At 73.3% G+C, this 21,391-nt stretch carries 22 protein-coding genes; 9 read left to right on the forward strand and 13 right to left on the reverse strand.

Features of this window, described 5'->3' with window-relative positions; all coding sequences use genetic code 11:
- Window positions 1-43: 43 nt before the first annotated feature.
- Window positions 44-571, forward strand: a complete 528-nt coding sequence (locus EV384_RS01935) for a hypothetical protein (protein ID WP_130329541.1) — start codon at window positions 44-46, stop codon at window positions 569-571.
- Window positions 572-612: 41 nt separating this feature from the next.
- Here EV384_RS01935 and ispF read toward each other — a convergent pair whose 3' ends face one another.
- The 3 genes from ispF to EV384_RS01950 are packed head-to-tail and all read right to left on the reverse strand — an operon-like array spanning window position 613 to window position 2,347.
- Window positions 613-1,095 carry a 2-C-methyl-D-erythritol 2,4-cyclodiphosphate synthase gene (gene ispF / locus EV384_RS01940; RefSeq protein WP_130329543.1) on the reverse strand — a complete coding sequence of 161 codons (483 nt, stop codon included), beginning with the start codon at window positions 1,093-1,095 and terminating at the stop codon, window positions 613-615.
- Window positions 1,096-1,111: 16 nt separating this feature from the next.
- The gene (gene ispD, locus EV384_RS01945; RefSeq protein WP_130329545.1) at window positions 1,112-1,807 is read right to left on the reverse strand and encodes a 2-C-methyl-D-erythritol 4-phosphate cytidylyltransferase; all 696 of its coding nucleotides are present in this window, start codon (window positions 1,805-1,807) and stop codon (window positions 1,112-1,114) included.
- A 54-nt stretch (window positions 1,808-1,861) separates the two neighbouring features.
- Window positions 1,862-2,347 (reverse strand): CarD family transcriptional regulator, encoded by a 486-nt coding sequence (locus EV384_RS01950; RefSeq protein ID WP_089012187.1) that lies wholly within the window; start codon window positions 2,345-2,347, stop codon window positions 1,862-1,864.
- Window positions 2,348-2,674: 327 nt separating this feature from the next.
- On the opposite strand from EV384_RS01950, the gene EV384_RS01955 reads away from it, so the two are divergent.
- Complete coding sequence (locus EV384_RS01955) at window positions 2,675-3,403, forward strand: hypothetical protein (protein WP_130329547.1); 729 nt, start codon at window positions 2,675-2,677, stop codon at window positions 3,401-3,403.
- A gap of 15 nt (window positions 3,404-3,418) precedes the next feature.
- Here the strand turns inward: EV384_RS01955 and EV384_RS01960 are convergent, their stop codons facing one another.
- The 4 genes from EV384_RS01960 to EV384_RS01975 all read right to left on the reverse strand — a co-directional run bounded on the left by EV384_RS01960 (window position 3,419) and on the right by EV384_RS01975 (window position 7,296).
- Window positions 3,419-3,994: a hypothetical protein gene (locus tag EV384_RS01960; protein ID WP_130329549.1), complete on the reverse strand. Its 576-nt coding sequence runs from the start codon at window positions 3,992-3,994 to the stop codon at window positions 3,419-3,421.
- 52 nt (window positions 3,995-4,046) lie between these two features.
- On the reverse strand, window positions 4,047-5,105 hold the full coding sequence (locus EV384_RS01965) for a type III polyketide synthase (protein ID WP_130329551.1): 1,059 nt from the start codon (window positions 5,103-5,105) through the stop codon (window positions 4,047-4,049).
- A gap of 207 nt (window positions 5,106-5,312) precedes the next feature.
- Entirely contained in the window at window positions 5,313-6,479 is a 1,167-nt protein-coding gene (locus EV384_RS01970; RefSeq protein WP_130329553.1) for an acyl-CoA dehydrogenase family protein, read from the reverse strand.
- A gap of 43 nt (window positions 6,480-6,522) precedes the next feature.
- Window positions 6,523-7,296, reverse strand: coding sequence for a methyltransferase domain-containing protein (locus tag EV384_RS01975; RefSeq protein ID WP_130329555.1), 774 nt, complete (start codon window positions 7,294-7,296; stop codon window positions 6,523-6,525).
- Window positions 7,297-7,500: 204 nt separating this feature from the next.
- On the opposite strand from EV384_RS01975, the gene EV384_RS34600 reads away from it, so the two are divergent.
- The 5 genes from EV384_RS34600 (at window position 7,501) to disA (ending at window position 12,278) form a co-directional block, all read left to right on the forward strand.
- Window positions 7,501-7,650: a hypothetical protein gene (locus EV384_RS34600; protein ID WP_165439850.1), complete on the forward strand. Its 150-nt coding sequence runs from the start codon at window positions 7,501-7,503 to the stop codon at window positions 7,648-7,650.
- A complete protein-coding gene (locus EV384_RS01980; protein WP_130329557.1) occupies window positions 7,650-8,486 on the forward strand; it encodes a UbiA family prenyltransferase in 837 nt (278 codons plus the stop codon). Before EV384_RS34600 ends, EV384_RS01980 begins: the two co-directional genes overlap by 1 nt.
- 139 nt (window positions 8,487-8,625) lie before the next feature.
- Entirely contained in the window at window positions 8,626-9,390 is a 765-nt protein-coding gene (locus EV384_RS01985; protein WP_130329559.1) for a hypothetical protein, read from the forward strand.
- A 106-nt stretch (window positions 9,391-9,496) separates the two neighbouring features.
- Window positions 9,497-10,951 carry a DNA repair protein RadA gene (gene radA, locus EV384_RS01990; RefSeq protein ID WP_130329561.1) on the forward strand — a complete coding sequence of 485 codons (1,455 nt, stop codon included), beginning with the start codon at window positions 9,497-9,499 and terminating at the stop codon, window positions 10,949-10,951.
- A gap of 142 nt (window positions 10,952-11,093) precedes the next feature.
- Window positions 11,094-12,278, forward strand: coding sequence for a DNA integrity scanning diadenylate cyclase DisA (gene disA / locus EV384_RS01995; RefSeq protein ID WP_130329563.1), 1,185 nt, complete (start codon window positions 11,094-11,096; stop codon window positions 12,276-12,278).
- A 15-nt stretch (window positions 12,279-12,293) separates the two neighbouring features.
- Here disA and EV384_RS02000 read toward each other — a convergent pair whose 3' ends face one another.
- From EV384_RS02000 to EV384_RS02010, 3 genes are all read right to left on the reverse strand, one after another.
- On the reverse strand, window positions 12,294-13,022 hold the full coding sequence (locus tag EV384_RS02000; RefSeq protein ID WP_130329565.1) for a hypothetical protein: 729 nt from the start codon (window positions 13,020-13,022) through the stop codon (window positions 12,294-12,296).
- A 263-nt stretch (window positions 13,023-13,285) separates the two neighbouring features.
- Window positions 13,286-13,846, reverse strand: coding sequence for a peptide deformylase (locus EV384_RS02005; protein WP_130329567.1), 561 nt, complete (start codon window positions 13,844-13,846; stop codon window positions 13,286-13,288).
- A complete protein-coding gene (locus EV384_RS02010; protein ID WP_130329569.1) occupies window positions 13,843-14,355 on the reverse strand; it encodes a glycine cleavage system transcriptional repressor in 513 nt (170 codons plus the stop codon). The genes EV384_RS02005 and EV384_RS02010 overlap by 4 nt, the downstream gene beginning before the upstream one ends.
- 96 nt (window positions 14,356-14,451) lie before the next feature.
- Between EV384_RS02010 and EV384_RS02015 the strand changes: the two genes are divergently transcribed.
- A complete protein-coding gene (locus tag EV384_RS02015) occupies window positions 14,452-15,354 on the forward strand; it encodes an HhH-GPD family protein (protein ID WP_130329571.1) in 903 nt (300 codons plus the stop codon).
- Between the two features lie 168 nt (window positions 15,355-15,522).
- On the opposite strand, the gene EV384_RS02020 is transcribed toward EV384_RS02015, so the two are convergent.
- The 3 genes from EV384_RS02020 to lysS all read right to left on the reverse strand — a co-directional run bounded on the left by EV384_RS02020 (window position 15,523) and on the right by lysS (window position 20,531).
- The gene (locus tag EV384_RS02020) at window positions 15,523-18,054 is read right to left on the reverse strand and encodes an ATP-dependent Clp protease ATP-binding subunit (protein WP_130329573.1); all 2,532 of its coding nucleotides are present in this window, start codon (window positions 18,052-18,054) and stop codon (window positions 15,523-15,525) included.
- A 503-nt stretch (window positions 18,055-18,557) separates the two neighbouring features.
- Window positions 18,558-18,908: a histone-like nucleoid-structuring protein Lsr2 gene (locus EV384_RS02025; RefSeq protein WP_165439851.1), complete on the reverse strand. Its 351-nt coding sequence runs from the start codon at window positions 18,906-18,908 to the stop codon at window positions 18,558-18,560.
- Between the two features lie 114 nt (window positions 18,909-19,022).
- Window positions 19,023-20,531, reverse strand: a complete 1,509-nt coding sequence (lysS, locus tag EV384_RS02030) for a lysine--tRNA ligase (RefSeq protein ID WP_130329577.1) — start codon at window positions 20,529-20,531, stop codon at window positions 19,023-19,025.
- A gap of 91 nt (window positions 20,532-20,622) precedes the next feature.
- On the opposite strand from lysS, the gene EV384_RS02035 reads away from it, so the two are divergent.
- Complete coding sequence (locus EV384_RS02035; protein ID WP_130329579.1) at window positions 20,623-21,363, forward strand: class I SAM-dependent methyltransferase; 741 nt, start codon at window positions 20,623-20,625, stop codon at window positions 21,361-21,363.
- Window positions 21,364-21,391: the final 28 nt, after the last annotated feature.

A 21,391-nucleotide genomic window follows, 5' to 3' on the forward strand; every position in this document is an offset into this window, starting at 1 on the left:
GATCCTGGTCCGGCCCTGATTCGGAAGCACGGATGGAGTGATCATGCGGTTCAGGATGAGCGTGGCAGTGGCCTCGGCAGTAGCCTCCTTCGTCGCGGCCGTTCCCAGCTCGGCGTCCGCCGCGAGCGACGACATCGCCCCGGGTGCCTGGGAGCCGGCCCCGCAGGCGGCGTTCGAGCTGCCGGCCGGAGCGCGGTGCGACTTCGCCGTACGGGTGGAGCCGATCGTGGACGAGGTCCGAAAGCTGACGCTGGCGACGTACGAGGACGGCTCCCCGAAGCGGGAGCTGTACCGGGGCGCCCTGATCGATCGGGTGACGAACCTGGAGACCGGGGCCACCTCCACAGCGGACGCGAGCGGCAGCGCGCTGGTCGACTACCGCACCGACGGCTCGATGACCTGGTACGTGACCGGACCGGTGCTGCTCGGCTTCCGGGAGAACGCCGGCTCGCTGCCGAAGGGCCTGTGGATCGTCGACGGCCAGTTCGTGGTGGAGTTCAGCCCGACCTACGAGAAGACCATCACGATGGTCCACGGCACGACGCACAACGTCTGCACCGACGTGGACTGAGCCGGAGGAGCGAACGGGACCCGGGCGACCCGGTCGCCGCGCTAGGCGGCCGGGGCCTCGTACACCAGGGCCACCGCGATGCCGGTGAGCCCCTCGCCGCGGCCGGTGAAGCCGAGCCCGTCGGTGGTGGCGGCGGAGACGGTGACCGGGGCGCCGACTGCCTCGGAGAGCACCCGCTGCGCCTCCTCGCGGCGCGGACCGATCTTCGGCCGGTTGCCGATCACCTGCACCGAGACGTTGCCGATCCGGAAGCCGGCGGCGCGGACCCGCCGGGCGCTCTCGGTGAGCAGCGCCACCCCGGGCGCGCCGGCCCACTCGGGCTGGTCGACGCCGAAGTTGGCGCCCAGGTCGCCGAGGCCGGCCGCGGAGAGCAGCGCGTTGCAGGCGGCGTGCGCGGCCACGTCGGCGTCGGAATGGCCGGCCAGGCCGTCCTGGTCCGGCCAGTGCAGGCCGGCGACCCAGCAGGGCCGGCCGGCTTCGAAGGCGTGCACGTCCGTGCCGATGGCCACCCGAGGAACGATCATGAGCCGAGGGTACGCGTCAGGCGCCGGCCGCCAGCAGGTGCTCGGCGAGGGCCAGGTCGAACGGCCGGGTGATCTTGAGGGCGTGCTCGGAGCCGGGCACGCAGACCACCGCGACGCCCTGCTTCTCGACCAGGCCGGCGTCGTCGGTCAGCGGGTCACCCGCCGCGGCGTGCGCGGCGGCCAGCACGGACCGGCGGAAGCCCTGAGGCGTCTGCACGGCCCGCAGCGCGGACCGGTCGACCGTGCCGAGGACCCGCTCACCGGCGTCGACCTCCTTGATCGTGTCGACCACCGCAAGGACCGGGATCACCGCGTCGTGGCCGGAGCGGACCGCCTCGGCCACCGACTCGACCAGTTCGGGCGGGGTGAGGGCGCGGGCGGCGTCGTGCACCAGGACGATCTCCGGGCCGGCCGGGACGGCGGCCAGCGCGGCCGCCACCGAAGCCTGCCGCTCCGCGCCGCCGGGCACCACGGTCACCGGCGCCACCGGGGCCAGCATCGACCGGACCGACGCGACGTCGGCGGCCGGGGCGGCCACCACGATGGTGTGCACCGACGGGGCGGCGGCGATGCGGCGTACCGCGTGCACCAGGAGCGGCTCGCCGGCGAGCGGCCGGAGCGCCTTGGGCGCTCCCGGGCCGAGGCGCACGCCGGCTCCCGCCGCAGGAACGAGGACCGCGACGTCACCGCGCGGATTGAGCTGCGCGGTCACGTCGCGGTCCTCGGATTTCTTTGCTACGGGGTGGGTACGACGATGCTGTGGGGACTAGGCCTCGCCCAGCACCTTGTCGAGCAGCGACTCCGCCTCGTCCTTGGTACTCTTCTCGGCCAGCGCGACCTCGCCGACGAGAATGTCGCGGGCCTTGGCGAGCATGCGCTTCTCGCCCGCCGACAGGCCCCGCTCCCGCTCCCGACGCCACAGGTCGCGGACGACCTCGGCGACCTTCAGCGGGTTACCGGAGGCCAGCTTCTCCAGATTCGCCTTGTAACGCCGCGACCAGTTGGTCGGCTCCTCGGTGTGCGGTGCACGGAGCACGTCGAAGACCTTGCCCAGGCCCTCTTCGCCGACCACCTCGCGCACACCCACGATCTCGGCGTTCTCGGCGGGCACCCGGACCGTCAGGTCACCCTGCGCGACCCTCAGGACGAGGTACTGCTTAGGCTCGCCCTTGATGACCCGAGTCTCGATTGCCTCGATGAGTGCGGCCCCGTGGTGGGGGTAAACAACGGTCTCGCCGACACTGAAAACCATAGGTTCGAAACCCCTTTCGCTGTGTCTAGGGTAACACGCTCAGGCACCGATGTCTCACCGCTGTCCTGACCGTTGGCGCAGCTCAGGGGCCCTGTGAGAGGTATTTCTTCAGCTTGACAGGCGGTCAAACCGATGGTTTCAACACGCTCCGTGACCAACGGATGACAACCCGGTACGGGTGATCGGAGCGTCGATATCTAGGGCAATGCGCTCCTCCATGGTATCCCGCCGATTGGAGGTGCGCCCAGGTGTAGCGGTACGCCGATCGGTGCGGGACGCTTGAGGTGGACGCGACGCCCGCTCAGCGCGACGGTTCCTGGGGGTCCGATGGGCATGCCTGACGCAGAAGGCCACGGGCCACCGGACGGGCTGCCCGACCTGCCCCCGGAGTGGGGCCGGGTGGTCGTACCGGACGACGCCTCCGCGCTCGCCGAGGAGGCCCGCCAGCTCCGCCGCGAGCTGCGCCGGTCACGGCGGCGGGCCGCCTGGCGCCGCCGGCTGGGCCGAACCCACCGCCCCGACGGCCGCCCCTCGCTCGCGCTGCCGGTGCTGATCCTCCTGGTCGCGGTGCTGACCACCCTCGGCGGGCTGGCGGCGGTCACCTGGCCCCGGTCGCCCCGCTCCGACGGGAGCCCGACGGTCATCCCGTACCCGGCGACGCCGAACCCGGTCGGGCCGCTCCCCGCGCTGGACCTGGTCGACGCCGACGACTCCCCGGTGCCGCTGCGCGCCCTGCTGCCGGCGGTGATCCTCCTCGTCGACGCCTGCGCCTGCGCCGACCAGGTGGCGGAGGCGGCCACCGCCGCGCCGCCGGGAATCACCGTGGTCACCGTGACCGGCGACCGGGACGTACGCCCCGCCCCGTCGTCGGCGGGAGCGCCGGTACGCGCCCTGGCCGACCCGGCCGGCGGCCTGCGCGCCTACCTCCACCTCCCGCCCCACGCCGGCGCCGCCACCGCGCTGCTGGTGGACCGGGCGGGCACCCTGGTCCGGGTGGTGCCGGAGCTGGAGACCGTCGAGGACTACCGCGCCGACCTGGCGGGCCTCGCCGGCTGACGACGGCCGGTCGGCTCAGAACAGGGCCGACAGCCGGGCGTCGAGGTCGACTTCGCCATCGGCCACCGTGAACCGCACCTGCAACGGCCCCCCGGCTGCGGTCAGCGTGACGGTGAGCGGCAGCTCTGCACAGGTGACCCGCTGACCCGGCCCCTCGTCCCCCGAACCGGAGAACGCGACGGTCAACTTCCCGGCACCCGCGCAGCCGACCACGAGCAGGTAGCGTTCCCCCGCCGACGGGGACGTCTGCCGGATCAGCGGCCGATCACTCTTGGTGAGGTGCGAGGTGTCCTCCCAGACGGTGTGCGAGACGAGCGTCGCGTTCGGGGCGCCGGACTCCTGGTGGAACACCAGCACATCATCCAGATCGGCCTCCGGCCCCTGGATGATGTGCCCGTCCTCGGGGTCGATGAGGACCCGCCGGGCCCCCGACGGCGGGACCGGCGTGGCCGGCGCGGAGCTGAGCGCCGACGGGACCGGGCCGGTGGCCGGTGCGGCGTGCCGCCACCACCATCCCCCGGCGACCAGGGCACCCACGGCCAACCCGGCCAGCAGCCCACCGCGCAACCGGTCGCCCGCCCTCGCGCCCATGCGGCGAGCGTAGCGCCCGGCCGCCCCACCGTCCGGCCCCGAACGGCGGCGGTCAGTCGCCGCGCTCGAGGAGAGCGGCGTACAGGGTCAGGCCGGGGCCGAACGCCAGCATCACGAGCCGGTCCGGCGGCGTCGGCGCCCGGAGCAGCCGGTCCAGGATCAGCAGCACCGTCGGCGAGGAGCAGTTGCCGTGCTCGTCCAGGACGGCCCGCGACGCCGCCAGCGCCTCCGGCGGCAGCGCCAGCTCCCGTTCCACCACGGTCAGGATGCGGGGGCCGCCCGGATGCACCGCCCAGCCGTCCACCTCGGACGACGTCCGGCCGTGCCGGGCGAGCAGGCCGTCGACCAGACCCCGGACGTGGCGGGAGAGCACCTGCGGGACCTTCGGCGACAACCCCATCCGGAAGCCGGTGTCCGTCACGTCCCAGGTCATGTGATCGGCGGTCGAGGTGTCGGTGACCGAGGCGACCTCGCGCAGCGCATACCCCCGGCCGCCGGGGACGACCACGGCGGCGACCGCGGCGTCCGAGAAGAGGGCGTGCGAGACGATCTGCTGGGTGTCCACCCGCGCGCCGGCGGGCTGGATGTGCAGGCTGGTCAGCTCGGCGCAGAGCAGCAGCGCCGGCCGCCCCCGGGCGGTGACGAAGTCGCTCGCCGCGCCGAGCCCCGGCAGGGCGGCGTAGCAGCCCATGTGCCCGACGAACATCCGCTGGGTGTCCGGGGCCATGCCCAGGTCCCGGGCGAGCAGGATGTCCAGCCCCGGGGTGGCGTACCCGGTGCAGGAGCAGACCACGAAGAGCCCGACATCCCCGGCGTCCAGGCCGGCCGCGGTGAGCGCCCGACCCACCGCCTCCTTGCCCAGCGGCAGGGCCTCCACCTGGTACCGCCGCATCCGACGCTCGGTCGGCCACTCCGAGACGTCCTCCAGCAGCGGGTTGACCGCCGCCTGCCGGCGGGACACCCCGGAGTTGGCGAAGATCCGCTCGGCCAGCGCCCGGGTGGTGCCGGAGAAGTGCTTCGCGAAGAAGCCCTCCCAGAGCTCGTCCTGGGCGGCGGCCGGCGGCTGCGCCGTGCCCAGGCCCGCGATCACCGGCACGGACATCTCCCCCACCTCTCGTCGTGCTCCCCCTGCACCCTCACCAACGACCGGCCTTCGTTCGCGACTGCGGGGCTCGCAACCCCGGCTCACTCCTCGCGCTCACCGGACCGGCCTTCGTTCGCGACTGCGGGGCTCGCAACCCCGGCTCACTCCTCGCGCTCACCGGACCGGCCGTCGTTCGCGACTGCGGGGCTCGCAACCCCGGCTCACTCCTCGCGCTCACCAACGAGGGGCCGATCCGTCGCGGTCCGGGTCGCCGCCCAGCGCCGCGATGCCGAGCCAGTCCGCGCAGACGTCCGAGGTGGCCGGGTGCAGCGAGCCGCACCGGGCGTCCCGGTAGAGCCGCTCCAGGGGGTGTCCCCGGCGGGTCGCCGAGGTGCCCGCCGCCTCCAGCATGGACGCCGCCACCTCGGCGGCGGTGGTGCCGGCGAGCAGCTTGGCCCGCCACACCCAGCGGTTCGTCTCCGGGTCGCCGGGCGCCTCGTCGACCCGACGGGCCGCCTCGGCGACCACCAGTCCGGCCGCCGCCACCGCCGCGTCCGCCCGGCCCAGCCGGGCCCGGACCGCCGGCAGGCCGGCGAGGTTGCGGGCGTTCAGGTGCTCCGCGGCCGCGTCGATCGCCGCCCGGGCCAGCCCGACGTAGACGGCGGCGTAGCTGGCCACCAGCCAGTGCGGCATCAGCTGGGCGACCACCAGAGCCAGCCCCTCGACCCCGCCGAGCAGCCGGTCGGCCGGGACGCTGACGTCCAGGTGCAGGTCGTGCGAGGAGGTGGCGCGCATGCCGAGGGAGTCCCAGGTGGGCTCGACGGTCAGCCCCGCACCCGCCGGGACGAGGAACTGGGAGACCACGGACTGGTCGGTGGCGCTGCGGGCGGCCACCAGGTAACCGTCGGGGTGCCCGGCACCGGAGCAGAACGTCTTGCTGCCCTTGATGTGCCAGCCCTCGTCCACCGGCTCGTACACCGTGCTGAGCTGGGACAACCGGGCGCCCGCGCCGCGTTCGCTCATCGCAACCGCGTACCAGGAGCCCTCGGCCGCCGCGCGGAGCAGCCGGTCCCGGGCGGCCAGCGCCTCCTGCGGCACGCCCAGCGCCTCGGCCAGTTCCTCGGTGACCGCGCCGAGCGCGCCGGTGACCGAGGCGTGCATGTTGAACACCAGGGCGGTCGCGCCATTGCCCCGGGCCAGCTCGGTGGCGACGGCGGCGTACTCGGCGAAGGTGGCCCCCGCTCCGCCCAGCTCCCGGGGCACCATCAGCCCGAAGAGCCCGGCCTCCCGCAGGTCGGCGAAGTCGTCGACCGGGAAGGAGCCCTGCCGGTCGTGCTCCGCCGCGCGGGCGGCCAGTCGCGGCGCCAACCGGCGGGCTGCCTCCAGCGCGTCCACAGTCATGTCGCCCCCTTCTCGGCGTCCCCTTTACCCCGGGCGGCCCCCGCTACCCGCCCCGGAGCCCACGACCCTGGTACAACACCGCGGTGGACCGGGTCGGCACGATCCGGGGTCCGCCGCCCGCCTCCGTCCCCACCGGACGGCGGGCGGACGCGCCGCGCATCCGCCGCAGCAGCCAGCCCAGCGTGCCGAGCAGCTCCGGGCGGATGCCACGCAGCCGCAGCTCGACCCCGTGCCGGGCGCACTCGGCCACCAGCTCCCGGGCGTCCACGAACAACCGTGGGTCGTGGATGCCGCGCGGCACGGTGGGCAGCCGCTCACCGATCTCCACCGCGACGAGCCGGGCCAGCGCCGTGTCGTTGAGGGTGTCCAGCACCAGCAGGCCACCCGGGCGGAGCAGCCGGCACGCCTCGGCGACCACGCGCCGCCAGTCCGGCACGTGCTCCAGCAGCTCGCCCGCGGAGACCACGTCGGCGCAGCCGTCGGCGAGCGGAACGGCGGTGGCGTCGGCGTTGACCACCGTCACCCCGTGCGCGGCGGCCTGCGCCAGGGCGGAGCGGGTGAGGTCCAGCCCGACGTGCCGGTAGCCCTTACCGACCAGGTGCGGCGCGAGCAGCCCGGCGCCGCAGCCCAGGTCGACCAGGAGGGCGCCCGGCCGGAACGCCGGCGGCACCAGCGCGGCCCGGGCCCGGGCCAGCCAGTGCAGCATCGCGAACGCGCCGTCCGGCCGCCACCACTCGCCGGCCAGGTCGTCGTACTGGCGGGGGTCGTTGCGCGGCAGCACCCGGGGCGGGGTGGACACCGGGGCCGCGTCTCGCATGGACCGAGCGTGGCACGACTCCCCGGTAACGACCAGACTTCCCTCATGTCGTCAACGGTGCTAGGGCCGTGTCCACAAACGTTGGCCGGGTTGGTCGGGGTTGGGAAAATGTCGTACCGGTGGTGTTGGCTTCGGTTCGTGCCTCGTCGTCGGGATCCCGCAGCGCTGCGGGTCGTGCATCGCACGGCGCGTGTCGCGTTGCGCGTGACAGCCGGGCAGCGGCGCCGTTGTTTCGGGCTGCTGCGCTTCTCCGGTCACCGTGACCTGGTCGCGGCCGCCAGCATCGCCACCCGGGAGTCGCCCGCCCCCAAGGCGAGGATCCACAACGCCCACCGCAAACTCGGCGAACGTTAGTGGGCACCGCACTAGGGCTGGTCAGGGCGAGTCACCCGGAGCCGGCCGCGACGGTCACCACGGTGGCCGGGCTGCTGGCGTGGGGGGTCGGGCACCGGCCGGCCGGCATCGCCGCCGTGGTGGGCACGGTGCTCGCCAGCCAGCTCGCCGTCGGCTGGAGCAACGACGCGCTCGACGCCGACCGGGACGCCACGGTGGGGCGTACCGACAAGCCGGTCGCCGCCGGCGCGCTCCGGCGGCGCACCGCGGGCCTCGCCGCGGTGCTGGCCGCGGTGGCCACCCCGGTGCTGGCGCTGACCACGAACCCGGTGGCGGCGGTCTGGGCCACCGTCGGCCTGCTCTCCGCCCTGCTCTACGACTGGCCGCTGAAGTCGACCCCGGTCTCGGTGCTGCCGTACGCGGTCTCCTTCGGGTCGCTGCCCGCCTTCGTGGTGCTGGCGCTGCCCGGCGCGCCGGCGCCGCCGGTCTGGCTGGTGACCGCCGCGGCCTGCCTCGGCGCCGGGGCGCACTTCGCCAACGTGCTGCCCGACCTGGCCGACGACGCCCGGACCGGGGTGCGCGGCCTGCCGCACCGGCTCGGCGCGGCGGGCAGCCGGGCGGCCGCGGCCGGGCTGCTCCTCGCGGCGACCGTCACGCTGGTCTTCGGGCCGCCCGGGCCGCCGTCGTGGGCCGGGCTGTCGGCGGTCGCCGCCGCCGTGCTGGTGCCGGCCGTCGCTGGGTACGGCGGACGCGGCGCGACCCGGGCCGGCGGCCGGCCGGTGGCCGCCTTCCGGGCGGTGATGGTGGTGGCGCTGATCGACGTGGTCCTGCTGGTGGCGAGCGGTCGGGTGGTCTGACCGCCTCCCGGGAAGGTGGCATTACCGGGTCGGCGTGCGACCGTCGATCAGCCCCAACTACCCTGGAGCGCGGTCTGCGCGGGTATGGCCACCGTGCCCGGGGTACGGCCGGGTGGGGATCGTGACGAGGAGGACCGACGTGACGCGCTCGATCAGGGGTTCCGGACGGGCGGCCCTGCTGCTGGCCGGTACGGCGGCGGCGGCGAGCCTGCTGCTGTCCGGGTGTGGCGCCGGCCAGGTGGCCGAGACCGCCAACAAGATCCCGTCGGTCCAGGGCGTGAACGTCCAGACTTCCGACAACCTGTACAAGGTCCGCGGCCTCTACGTGCAGTACCCGGGCGTCGAGGGCTACCGGGCGGGCGCGAACGCCCCGCTGAACGTCGTGATCTACAACGACAGCAAGACCCCGGTCACCGTCACCGTCACCACGGACAGCGCCCGCGAGATCGTCCTCGCCGGCCCGACACCGGGCGGCGCCGAGGCGAGCCCGAGCGGGTCGCCGACCGAGCCGGCCTCCGAGTCGCCGACGCCGAGCGACCCCAGCGCGTCGCCGAGCCGCTCGATCGGGGCCAGCGAGTCCGCCTCGGCCAGCCCGTCCGCCCCGGCCAGCCCGTCCGCCCCGGCGAGCGAGTCGGCCCCGGCCGGCCAGCCGGCCCGGATCGAGATCCCGGCCCTCGGCTACGCCCAGCTCGCCGGCGCCAGCGGCCAGCACTTCCAGCTCGTCGGGCTGAACGACAAGCTGCTCGCCGGCCAGCAGGTCAACCTGGTCTTCGACTTCGGCAACGGCAGGACGATCAAGACCGCGGCCCCGATCGGCGTCCCGCTGACCCCGGCCGCGCCGGCCTCCCCGATCATCACCCGCGAGGGTGGCGAGGAGGGCGGCACCGAGGGCGGCCACGGCTGATCCGCCGGACGAACTGTCGACGGCACCGTCGGCGTGGTGACCGCCACGCCGGCGGTGTCTTCGTCTCCGGCTGGGTTTCGTCGTACCGCCCGGTTAGCGTCCTGGGGTGACCACGTCCCGTTCGACCTCCCCCCGCGGCGCGTCCACCGCCGGCCGGAGCCGGGCCTCGGCCCGCGAGCCGCGACCGGCCTACGAGTGCGACGCCTGCGGCCACCAGCCGCCCAAGTGGGTCGGGCGCTGCCCGGAGTGCGGCGAGTGGGGCTCGGTGGTCGAGTGCACGGTCACCGGCCCGCTGGTCTCCGGCCGGGTGGTCAGCTCCCGGATGCCCGCCGAGCCGGCCCGGCCGATCGCCACCATCAGCGCCGCCCCGGCCCGCGCCCGGCCGACCGGCGTCACCGAGCTGGACCGGGTGCTCGGCGGCGGCCTCGTCCCCGGCGCGGTGGTGCTGCTCGCCGGCGAGCCCGGGGTGGGCAAGTCGACGCTGCTGCTCGACGTCGCCCAGCAGTGGGCGACCAACGCGGGCAGCCCGTCGCTGGTGGTCAGCGGCGAGGAGTCGGTCAGCCAGGTGCGGCTGCGCGCCGAGCGGATGGGCACCCTGCACGACCAGCTCTACCTGGCCGCCGAGAGCGACCTGTCGGCGGTGCTCGGCCACCTCGACGCGGTCAAGCCCGGGCTGCTGGTGCTCGACTCGGTGCAGACCATCTCCACCACCGGCACCGAGGGCGTCCCGGGCGGGGTGACTCAGGTCCGCGCCGTCACCGCCGCCCTGGTCGCGGTCGCCAAGGAGCGCGGCATCGCCACCGTGCTGGTCGGCCACGTCACCAAGGACGGCCAGGTGGCGGGTCCCCGGGTGCTGGAGCACCTGGTCGACGTGGTGCTGCACTTCGAGGGCGACAAGCACTCCTCGCTGCGGATGGTCCGGGGCGTCAAGAACCGGTTCGGCGCCGCCGACGAGGTGGGCTGCTTCGAGATGCACGAGGGCGGCATCAGCAGCCTGGCCGACCCGTCCGGTCTCTTCCTCACCCGCTACTCCGAGCCGGTGCCCGGCACCTGCGTCACGGTGGCGATGGAGGGGCGGCGGGCCCTGGTGACCGAGGTGCAGGCGCTGATCGGCGCGACCGTGGCCGGCTCCCCCCGGCGCACGGTCTCCGGGCTGGACGGGGCCCGGCTGGCGATGGTGCTGGCGGTGCTCCAGCGGCGTACGGAGCGGCTGACCCTGCACGACCGGGAGGTCTTCGCCGCGACGGTCGGCGGCATCCGGGTGGTGGAGCCGGCGGCGGATCTGGCCGTCGCCCTCGCGGTGGCGTCCGGCGGTCTCAACCTCGCCATCGCCCCGCACCTGGTGGCGATCGGCGAGGTCGGCCTCACCGGCGAGGTGCGCCGGGTCGGCGCGGTGCCCCGCCGGCTCGCCGAGGCAGCCCGGCTCGGGTTCCGGCTGGCCCTGGTGCCGACCGGTTGCGGCCCGGGCAGCAGCGGGGTCGCTCCGGAGAACATGCGGGTGATCGAGGTCACGGACGTGCGGGCGGCGCTCCAGGCTGCCGCCCGCGCGTCGGCCGAGTGACCCAGGGTGACCGCGCGACGGGACCGGCTGGGCGATATCGGACAGCTGACCCGACCCGTCGGCGGCGGCGGAAGCCGGACATCGTGACACATCACAGTAACCACGAGAGCACCCAACGCACGACAGTCCGTAGACTGTGCCCGTGCCGATCGACCGCGATGCCACCAAGCCCGCCGCGGCGGCGACGCCGCACGCCCGCACGGCGGTGGGCTCGCCCGCCCGTCCGATCAGCGTCAGCGTGACCGGGAGCGTCGGCGGGGCCGGCGGCGACCCGCTGCGGGCAAATCTCGCTCTCATGGCGCCGGGTACCGCGCTTCGCGACGGGCTCGAGCGGATCCTGCGCGGCCGTACGGGCGCGCTCATCGTCCTCGGCTACGACAAGGTGGTCGACCAGATCTGCACCGGCGGCTTCCCGATGGACGTGGAGTTCTCCGCGACCCGGGTCCGCGAGCTGTGCAAGATGGACGGCGCGGTGGTGCTCTCCAGCGACGGCACCCGGATCGTGCAGGCGGGCGTGCACCTGATGCCCGACCCGTCCATCCCGACGGAGGAGTCCGGCACCCGGCACCGCACCGCCGAGCGGGTGGCCCGGCAGACCGGCTACCCGGTCATCTCCGTCAGCCAGTCGATGCGGATCATCAGCCTCTACGTCAACGGCCAGCGGCACGTGCTGGACGACTCGGCGGCGATCCTCTCCCGCGCCAACCAGGCGCTGGCCACCCTCGAGCGGTACAAGCTCCGCCTCGACGAGGTCTCCGGCACCCTCTCCGCCTTGGAGATCGAGGACCTGGTCACCGTGCGGGACGCGGTGGCCGTGGTGCAGCGGCTGGAGATGGTCCGCCGGATCGCCGACGAGATCGCCGGCTACGTCGTCGAGCTGGGCACCGACGGCCGGCTGCTCGCCCTCCAGCTGGACGAGCTGATGGCCGGCGTGGACGCCGACCGCACCCTGGTCATCCGGGACTACCTCCCGGTGGGCCGCAAGTCGCGGACCCTCGACGAGGGGCTGGTCGAACTGGACCTGCTCGGCGCCACCGAGCTGATCGACCTGGTGGCGGTCGCCAAGGCGATCGGCTACCCGTCCGCCTCCGACGCGCTCGACGCGGCGGTCAGCCCGCGCGGTTTCCGGCTGCTGGCCAAGGTGCCCCGGCTCCCGGTCGCGGTGGTCGACCGGCTGGTGGTGCACTTCGGCAGCCTCCAGCGGCTGCTCGGCGCGACCGTGGAAGACCTCCAGGCGGTCGAGGGGGTGGGCGACGCCCGCGCCCGGGGCGTCCGGGAGGGCCTTTCCCGGCTCGCCGAGGCGTCCATCCTGGAGCGGTACGTCTGAGCCGGCCCGGCCGGCTCAGCTCGTGACGGTCAGCTTCACCGGCTCGCTGAGCTTCGTGCCCACCCGGGCGAAGAGCTGGTACGTGCCGGCCGGCGCGTACGGGCCGGCGGCGAGACCGGCGTTGCAGCGGCTGGTGTCCCGCCCGTTCCAGCCCAGCTCATAGAGGCGCTCGAAGCCGGGCGTGAACGACTGCACGTCGGAGCCCTTGCCGGTGCCGCAGGTGTCCGAGGACCAGACCTTCTCCGCGCCCGACTTGATGAACAGCTCCTGGAGGTCCGCCCCGACGTCCCGGCTGCAGGTGCGCTGGGACTTGTTTTTGATCTTGAGCTGGAGATCCACCACGGTGCCCTGCCGGGCGGTCGCCGGCTGCGCCACCGGGGTCACCAGGAGCTCCGCGTCCGTGCAGGTCCCGTCGTCGGCCACCGGGGCCGCGGGCGCGGCCGGGGCGTCGGTCGTCGCGGTGCCGCCACCCGCTGGCCCGCCGTCCGAGCCGCCACCGGAGTCGCCCGGCGCGGCGGACGGATCACCCGACCGCGGGGTCAGCACCGGTCCGGACGGCTCCGGGCCCACCGACGGGGCGGCGCCCGTCGCTGAGGACGTCGACGCCGGGGTCGCGCCCGTGTTGGGGTCCGGACTGCTGCAGGAATAGACCAGGACAATCAGGAAGAGAAGCCCCGCTCCGAGTACGACGGCGCGACGCCGCCAGTAGACAGCGGATGGCAGGGGGCCGACCGTCAGACGCATGATGCGTTCACCGTAGCGGCGTACCGCACGGGGCGGGGTGCGACGCGCCGGGGCGAGCACGGCACCCGGTCGGCGTTCCACAGGCGACAGCCGGACCGGGCCGGCCGGTCACCGACCGGACCCGCGCGCGCAGCGCCACCGGCGTGGCCACCCCACGACGCCGACCCCGGCATGCCCCGGCACCGCCGACGCGCCACGTCCCTCGTCCGGCGTCGACCATGGGAGCGGAGGGCGCGGCTACCGCCGCCACGTTGCGGCGGCGGTCAGAGGTAGACCTTGCGCTGGTAGATGGCGTGCGCGCCGGCGACCCGGTCGAGGAAGAGCAGGCCCGCGCAGTGGTCGATCTCGTGCTGGAGCGCCCGCGCCTCGAAACCGTCGGTGACCAGCCGGAGCGGCCGGCCCGTGCCGGGCAGTACGCCCTCGACCACCAGCCGGCTGGCCCGCTTCACGTCACCGGTCAGATCCGGCACCGACATGCAGCCCTCCCGCCCGGCCTTCCACCGGCTGGCCTCCACCACCCGGGCGTTGCACAGCACGAACGTCCCGTGCAGGGTGACCGCCTTCGGGTGGCCGGTGACGTCCACCGCGAACATCTGTGCGCTCACCCCCACCTGCGGCGCGGCGAGGCCAACGCAGCCGGGCGAGACGCGCATGGTGGCGACCAGGTCGGCGGCGAGGCGAACCACCTCGTCGGAGGTCGGGTCGACCGCCGGCCCCGGCCGGCTGAGCACCGGGTCGGGGGCGGAGACCACCGGGCGCACCTCGCCCGGCACGGCGAGCGCCTCCGGGGTCCAGCCGTCGAGGCCGACGTACTCCGCCGTCACAGCAGGTCCGTGTCCGCCGGGCGGAGGCTGACCCCGACGCCCAGCTCGGCGGCGGTACGCGCGAGTCGGCCGGCCACCTCGTCGGAGCTGCCGGGCGGCAGCTCCACCTCGGCGACCACCACGTAGAGGGATCCGGTCAGCCGGGTGCTCAGGTCGGTGACGTTGCCACCGGCGTCGGCCAGCACCCGGGTCATCGCCGCGACGATGCCCATTCGGTCGGCGCCGTGCACCGCCAGCACGTACGGCTCGCCGGTCGGCGTGGTCTCGCCGTCGGGGGTGACCGCGCGTACGGTGGCCAGCAGCTGGCCGTCGGCGGCGAGCGGGGCCAACGCGGCCTCGACGTCGGCGGCGGCCGGGCCCACGCAGATCAGCGTCATCGCGAAGTGCCCCCGCAACCGGGTCATCGTGGAGTCGGTGAGGTTCGCGCCGAGCCGGGCGAGCGCCTCGGCGACGTCGGCCACGATGCCCGGCCGGTCCCGGCCGATGACGGTGATCGCGAGCTCGTTCATCCGGACATTCTGCCCCGCCCGCCCGGGGCCGCCGCCGCACCCCGGCCCGCCCGCCCATCCTGCGGGAATCCGACCCGTGACATCATCGGCTGCGCGATGACTGAGCCAACATTCGCCAACCTGGTCAGCCGGTGGTACGAGGAGAACGCCCGCGACCTGCCGTGGCGCAAGCCCGGCACCAGCGCCTGGGCCATCCTGGTCAGCGAGGTCATGCTCCAGCAGACGCCGGTGGTCCGGGTGCTCCCCGCCTGGGAGGCGTGGCTGGCCCGCTGGCCGGTGCCGGCCGCGCTGGCCGAGGACAGCCCGGCCGAGGCGATCCGGATGTGGGGGCGGCTCGGCTACCCCCGCCGGGCGGTACGGCTGCGCGACTGCGCGGTGGCGATCGTGGAGCGGCACGGCGGCGAGGTGCCGGACCGGTTGGACCAGTTGCTCGCGCTGCCCGGAGTCGGGACGTACACGGCCCGGGCGGTCGCGGCGTTCGCGTACGGGCAGCGGCACCCCGTGGTGGACACGAACGTCCGCCGGGTGGTCTGCCGGGCCGTCGCCGGGGAACCGGACGCCGGTCCCGCCACCCGCCCCGCCGACCTGGTCGCCACCGAGGAGCTGCTGCCCGTCGAGCCGGCCGCCGCGGCGCTGGCCAGCGCGGCCTTCATGGAGCTCGGCGCGGTGGTCTGCACCGCCCGCTCGCCCCGCTGTGCGGTGTGCCCGGTGGAACCGGTCTGCGCCTGGCGGGCCTCCGGCCAGGCCGCCCCCACCGGCCCGACCCGCCGCCCCCAGCGGTACGCCGGCACCGACCGGCAGGTACGCGGCCTGCTCCTGGCGGTGCTGCGGGAGGCCACCGGACCGGTGCCGCGGCAGCGCATCGATCAGGTCTGGACCGACGACGTGCAGCGTTCCCGGGCGCTCGCCGGGCTGGTCACCGACGGCCTGGTCGAGCCGGTCGGCGAGGCGTCCTTCCGCCTGGCCGGCGACGGCCCCGCGGTCCCCCTCCCCGGTTGATCGACTCCAGGTCGCCGACCTGGCGGCATCAACCCCTTGCCCACCGCCACATCGCCGACCTGTAGTTGATCAGCCGATCCGGCCCAGCGAGCCGGGCGGGGTGGGCGTGAAAAGGCGACGGCCCCGGTGGCTTTCGCCAACCGGGGCCGTCGCCCTGTCAGGTGTTGCTTACTCGTCCGCGCCCGCGGTGGCGGCGCCACCGAGGTCGGCCGGGACGGCGTCCGGCACTTCCACCGGCTTCTCCGCGCCCCGGAAGACGAGCTTGGACTTGTCGATGTTCTCCGGGTCGCCCTCGCAGTCCACCACCACGATCTGACCCGGGGTCAGCTCGTTGAAGAGGATCCGCTCCGAGAGGTTGTCCTCGATGTCGCGCTGGATCGTGCGACGCAGCGGACGCGCGCCCAGCACCGGGTCGAAGCCCTTCTTCGCCAGGTACTTCTTGGCGTTGTCGGTCAGCTCCAGGCCCATGTCCTTGTTGCGCAGCTGCGTCTCGATCCGCTGGATCATGATGTCGACGATCGAGAGGATCTCCGACTGGCGCAGCTGGTGGAAGACGATGGTGTCGTCGATCCGGTTCAGGAACTCAGGCCGGAAGTGCTGCTTGAGCTCGTCGTTGACCTTCTGCTTCATCCGGTCGTAGTTGGACTCGGAGTCCTCCGACGCCTGGAAGCCCAGGGAGACCGCCTTGGCGACGTCCCGGGTGCCCAGGTTGGTGGTCAGGATGATGACCGTGTTCTTGAAGTCCACGATCCGACCCTGACCGTCGGTGAGCCGCCCGTCCTCCAGGATCTGGAGCAGCGTGTTGAACACGTCCGGGTGAGCCTTCTCGATCTCGTCGAAGAGGACCACCGAGAACGGCCGACGCCGCACCTTCTCGGTCAGCTGCCCGCCCTCGTCGTAGCCGACGTAGCCGGGAGGGGCACCCACCAGCCGGGACACCGTGTACCGGTCGTGGAACTCGGACATGTCCAGCTGGATGAGGGCGTCCTCGCTGCCGAAGAGGAACTCGGCGAGCGCCTTGGAGAGCTCGGTCTTACCGACGCCGGACGGGCCGGCGAAGATGAACGAGCCCGACGGGCGCTTCGGGTCCTTCAGGCCGGCCCGGGTACGCCGGATCGCCTTCGAGACCGCCTTGACCGCGTCCTCCTGGCCGATGACGCGCTTGTGCAGCTCGTCCTCCATGCGCAGCAGGCGCGAGGTCTCCTCCTCGGTCAGCTTGTAGACCGGGATGCCGGTCCAGTTGCCGAGCACCTCGGCGATCTGCTCGTCGTCAACCTCGCTGACGACGTCCAGGTCACCGGCCTTCCACTCCTTCTCCCGCTGGGCCTTCTGGCCGAGCAGCTGCTTCTCCTTGTCCCGGAGCTGCGCCGCCCGCTCGAAGTCCTGCGCGTCGATCGCGGACTCCTTGTCGCGACGGACCTGGGCGATCCGCTCGTCGAAGTCGCGCAGGTCTGGCGGCGCGGTCATCCGGCGGATGCGCATCCGGGCACCGGCCTCGTCGATCAGATCGATCGCCTTGTCCGGCAGGAAGCGGTCGGAGATGTACCGGTCGGCGAGCGTCGCCGCCGCCACCAGCGCGGCGTCGGTGATGCTCACCCGGTGGTGCGCCTCGTACCGGTCACGCAGGCCCTTGAGGATCTCGATGGTGTGCGCCAGCGAGGGCTCACCCACCTGGATCGGCTGGAACCGGCGCTCGAGAGCGGCGTCCTTCTCCAGGTGCTTGCGGTACTCGTCGAGCGTGGTCGCGCCGATGGTCTGCAGCTCGCCACGGGCCAGCATCGGCTTGAGGATGCTCGCCGCGTCGATCGCGCCCTCGGCGGCACCCGCACCCACCAGGGTGTGGATCTCGTCGATGAACAGGATGATGTCGCCGCGGGTGCGGATCTCCTTGAGCACCTTCTTCAGGCGCTCCTCGAAGTCACCGCGGTAGCGGGAACCGGCAACCAGGGCACCGAGGTCGAGCGTGTAGAGCTGCTTGTCCTTGAGGGTCTCGGGCACCTCGCCCTTGATGATCTTCTGGGACAGCCCCTCCACCACGGCGGTCTTACCGACGCCGGGCTCACCGATCAGGACCGGGTTGTTCTTGGTACGGCGGGAGAGCACCTGCATGACCCGCTCGATTTCCTTCTCGCGCCCGATGACCGGGTCGAGCTTGCCCTCGCGGGCGGCCTGGGTCAGGTTGCGGCCGAACTGGTCCAGCACGAGGCTGGTCGACGGCGCGGCCTCGCCCGGCGCGGCGCCCGCCGCGGCCGGCTCCTTGCCCTGGTAGCCGGAGAGCAGCTGGATCACCTGCTGGCGGACCCGGTTGAGGTCGGCGCCGAGCTTGACCAGCACCTGGGCGGCAACGCCCTCACCCTCGCGGATCAGACCGAGCAGGATGTGCTCCGTGCCGATGTAGTTGTGGCCGAGCTGCAGCGCCTCGCGCAGGGACAGCTCCAGCACCTTCTTGGCCCGCGGCGTGAACGGGATGTGCCCGCTCGGCGCCTGCTGGCCCTGGCCGATGATCTCTTCGACCTGCTGGCGGACGCCCTCCAGGGAGATGCCGAGGCTCTCCAGAGCCTTGGCGGCGACGCCCTCACCCTCGTGGATCAGGCCCAGCAGGATGTGCTCCGTACCGATGTAGTTGTGGTTGAGCATCCGGGCCTCTTCTTGGGCCAGGACGACAACCCGTCGCGCTCGGTCGGTGAACCGCTCGAACATGCCCTCGTGCTCCTCACGTGCCGTGCGCCTTGATGGTCTAGATCTTGGCGGGGCCGGTGCGCGGACGTCCGGGACGGGCGTCCGTGCCTCCTTACTCTATCGCCGCGGACCGACTCCGCTGAGGTCGTGTGTCCCCGTGGAATGCCGTGTACGCGTCGTTTCTGACAACCGTCCGCGCTCAGGAGGTGTTCCGGTACCCCTACCTGTACGCGCAGAGCGAAATTCGTGGAGCCGCGAGGCACGGATGAAACCGGCCCGCTCGAACCCGGGGTCACCCCGGAACGTCTCTCCACAGCCTGTGGATGCAATCTCCACCGCCTGTGGACAACGCCCACCCACCCCGGGTTCTTCCCATCCGGCGGCGGGGTTCGCAGCCGGCGCGACGGGCGCGGCGGGCCAGCTGGCGCGAACCGGACATTCGGCGCGACCGGGCGGAAACGGCGACGCCGGCCCGGAGTGGCACTCCGGTCCGGCGTCGGTGTCGCCCGGTGACGGGTCAAGCCTCAGTGGCCCGCCTTCGAGTGGTACTCGTCGACGATCTCCTGCGGGATCCGGCCCCGGTCCGAGATGTCCTTGCCGGACTTCTTGGCCCAGGCGCGGATGGCCTTGTTCTGCTCACGGTCGGCGGTGGCGCCGCCCCGCCCGCGCGCGGCCCGCCCGCCGACGACGACGCCGCCCCGGCCGACCTTCGTGCCCGCCGCCACGTACGGGGCGAATACGTCGCGCAATTTCTCCGCGTTCGAAGTCGAGAGGTCGATCTCGTACTGCACGCCGTCCAGCGCGAACTTGACGGTCTCGTCAGCGTCCCCGCCGTCCAGGTCATCGACCAGCTTGTGAATGATCTGCTTGGCCACGTCCCACATTCCTTTCGAGCAGGGTGTGCTCCTGCGACAATACAGAAGCACAATAACCCGCGCGCTGCTTGCCGCGTCAATAGGATGCGGTAACGACCCGGAGACGGTTGCGGGCTACTCCGGGCGGACCAACGGGAAGAGGATGGTTTCCCGAATTCCCAGCCCGGTCAACGCCATCAAGAGCCGGTCGATTCCCATTCCCATACCACCGGCCGGCGGCATTCCGTACTCCATCGCCCGGAGAAAGTCCTCGTCCAGTCGCATGGCCTCGTCGTCGCCGCGGGCGGCGAGCTGCGCCTGGGCCACCAGCCGCTCCCGCTGCACCACCGGGTCGACCAGCTCCGAGTACGCGGTGCCCAGCTCGAAACCGAGGACGTAGAGGTCCCACTTCTCGGTCAGGCCCGGCTCGCTGCGGTGCGCCCGGGTCAGCGGGCTGGTCTCCTCCGGGTAGTCCCGGACGAAGGTCGGCGCCTGGAGCGACGGAACGACGAGCTCCTCGAAGAGCTCCTCGGTCAGCTTCCCCGGCCCCCACTTCGGGTCGACGGCGAGGCCGACCTTGTCCGCGTACTCGACCAGCCGGGACCGGTCGGTGCGCACGGTGACCTCCTCGCCGAGCGCCTCGGAAAGGGCCCCGAAGAGGGTCACCGAACGCCACTCGCCGCCCAGGTCGAACTCGCTGCCGTCGGCGTGGGTCACCACCGTCGAGCCGCTCACCGCGATCGCCGCCCGCTGCACCAGATTTCGGGTCAACTCCGCCATCGTGTCGTAGTCGCCGTACGCCTGGTACACCTCGAGCATCGCGAACTCGGGCGAGTGCGAGGAGTCGACTCCCTCATTCCGGAAGTTACGGTTGATCTCGAAGACCCGGTCGACGCCGCCGACCACGGCGCGCTTGAGAAACAGTTCCGGCGCGATTCGCAGATACAGATCGGTGCTCAACGCATTGCTGTGGGTCACGAATGGGCGGGCCGCCGCGCCGCCGTGCAGCAACTGGAGCATCGGGGTCTCGACCTCGATGAAGCCCTCCCCGTGCAGGGAATCGCGGAGGCTGCGCACCGCGGCCGCCCGGGTACGCACCATCTGCCGCGCCTGCGGGCGGACGATCAGGTCCACGTAGCGCTGCCGGACCCGGGCCTCCTCGCTCAGCGGCTTGTGCGCCACCGGCAGCGGGCGCAGCGCCTTGGCGGTGACCGCCCACTCGTCGGCCAGCACCGACAGCTCGCCCCGGCGGCTGGTGATCACCTCGCCGGTCACGCCGACGTGGTCACCGAGGTCGACCAGGCGCTTCCAGTCGTCCAGCCGCTCCGCGCCGACCCGGTCCAGGGAGAGCATCGCCTGGAGTTCGGTGCCGTCCCCGTCCCGCAGGGTGGCGAAGCAGAGCTTGCCGGTGTTCCGTACGAAGATCACCCGGCCGGTGACCGAGACCTTGTCCCCGGTGGCGGTGTCGGTGGGCAGCTCGGCGTACTTCGCGCGGACCTCCGCGAGGGTGCTGGTCCGGGGGAAACCAACGGGATACGGCTCGACGCCCTCGGCGAGCATCCGGTCCCGCTTCTCCCGGCGGACCTTCATCTGCTCGGGAAGGTCGTCGGCGGGGTCGACTGGCACGGCGTTCTGCTCGGTCACGGCACGCTTCCTCGGAAAGGAGATATCGGCGGGGTCAGGCCCCGAGCGTACTCAAGCCCCCAGGGAGGCGTTACCGGATAACCTGCCCGCCATGACCGACCCCACTCAGGCACTGTCGTTCGGCGCGGCGGCGGCCGACTACGACCGGTTCCGACCCCGCTATCCGCAGGAGGCGCTGCGCTGGGCGCTCGACGGGCTGGACACCTCGTCCCGGGTCGTCGACCTGGGCGCCGGCACCGGCATCCTCACCCGCGGGGTGCTCGCCCTCGGCCACGAGGTGCTCCCGGTGGAGCCCGACCCGGGGATGCGGGCCCAGCTGGACGCCGCCACCCCCGGCGTGACCGCGCTGGCGGGCAGCGCCGAGTCGATGTCGCTGCCGGACGGCACGGTCGACGCGGTGCTGGTGGGCCAGGCGTACCACTGGTTCGACAAGGAGCGGGCGCACGTCGAGATCGCCCAGGTGCTTCGGGCGGGCGGGACGTTCGCCCCGATCTGGAACACCCGGGACGACACCGTGGAGTGGGTGGCCGAGCTGGGCCGGATCGCCGACCTGCGCGACCACGCCGGCAACCTGGTCGAGAAGATCACCGACTTCGGCCCGGCCTTCGGGCCGGTGGAGCTGGCCGAGTTCACCCACCGGACCACGCTCACGCCCGCGGAGGTGCTCGGCATGCTGCACACCCGCTCGTACTGGCTGACGGCCGCGCCCGAGGGGCGGGAGCGGGTCGACCGGGAGGTGCGGGAGCTCTTCGCCACCCATCCGGACCTGGCCGGGCGGGAGACCGTCGAGCTGCCGTACCGGACGCTGGTGTTCCGGGCCCGGCGGCACTGATCGCCCGCGCGGTGCCCGGACCCCGGCG

The sequence above is a fragment of the Micromonospora kangleipakensis genome, from assembly GCF_004217615.1.
Taxonomy (GTDB): Bacteria; Actinomycetota; Actinomycetes; order Mycobacteriales; family Micromonosporaceae; genus Micromonospora; species Micromonospora kangleipakensis.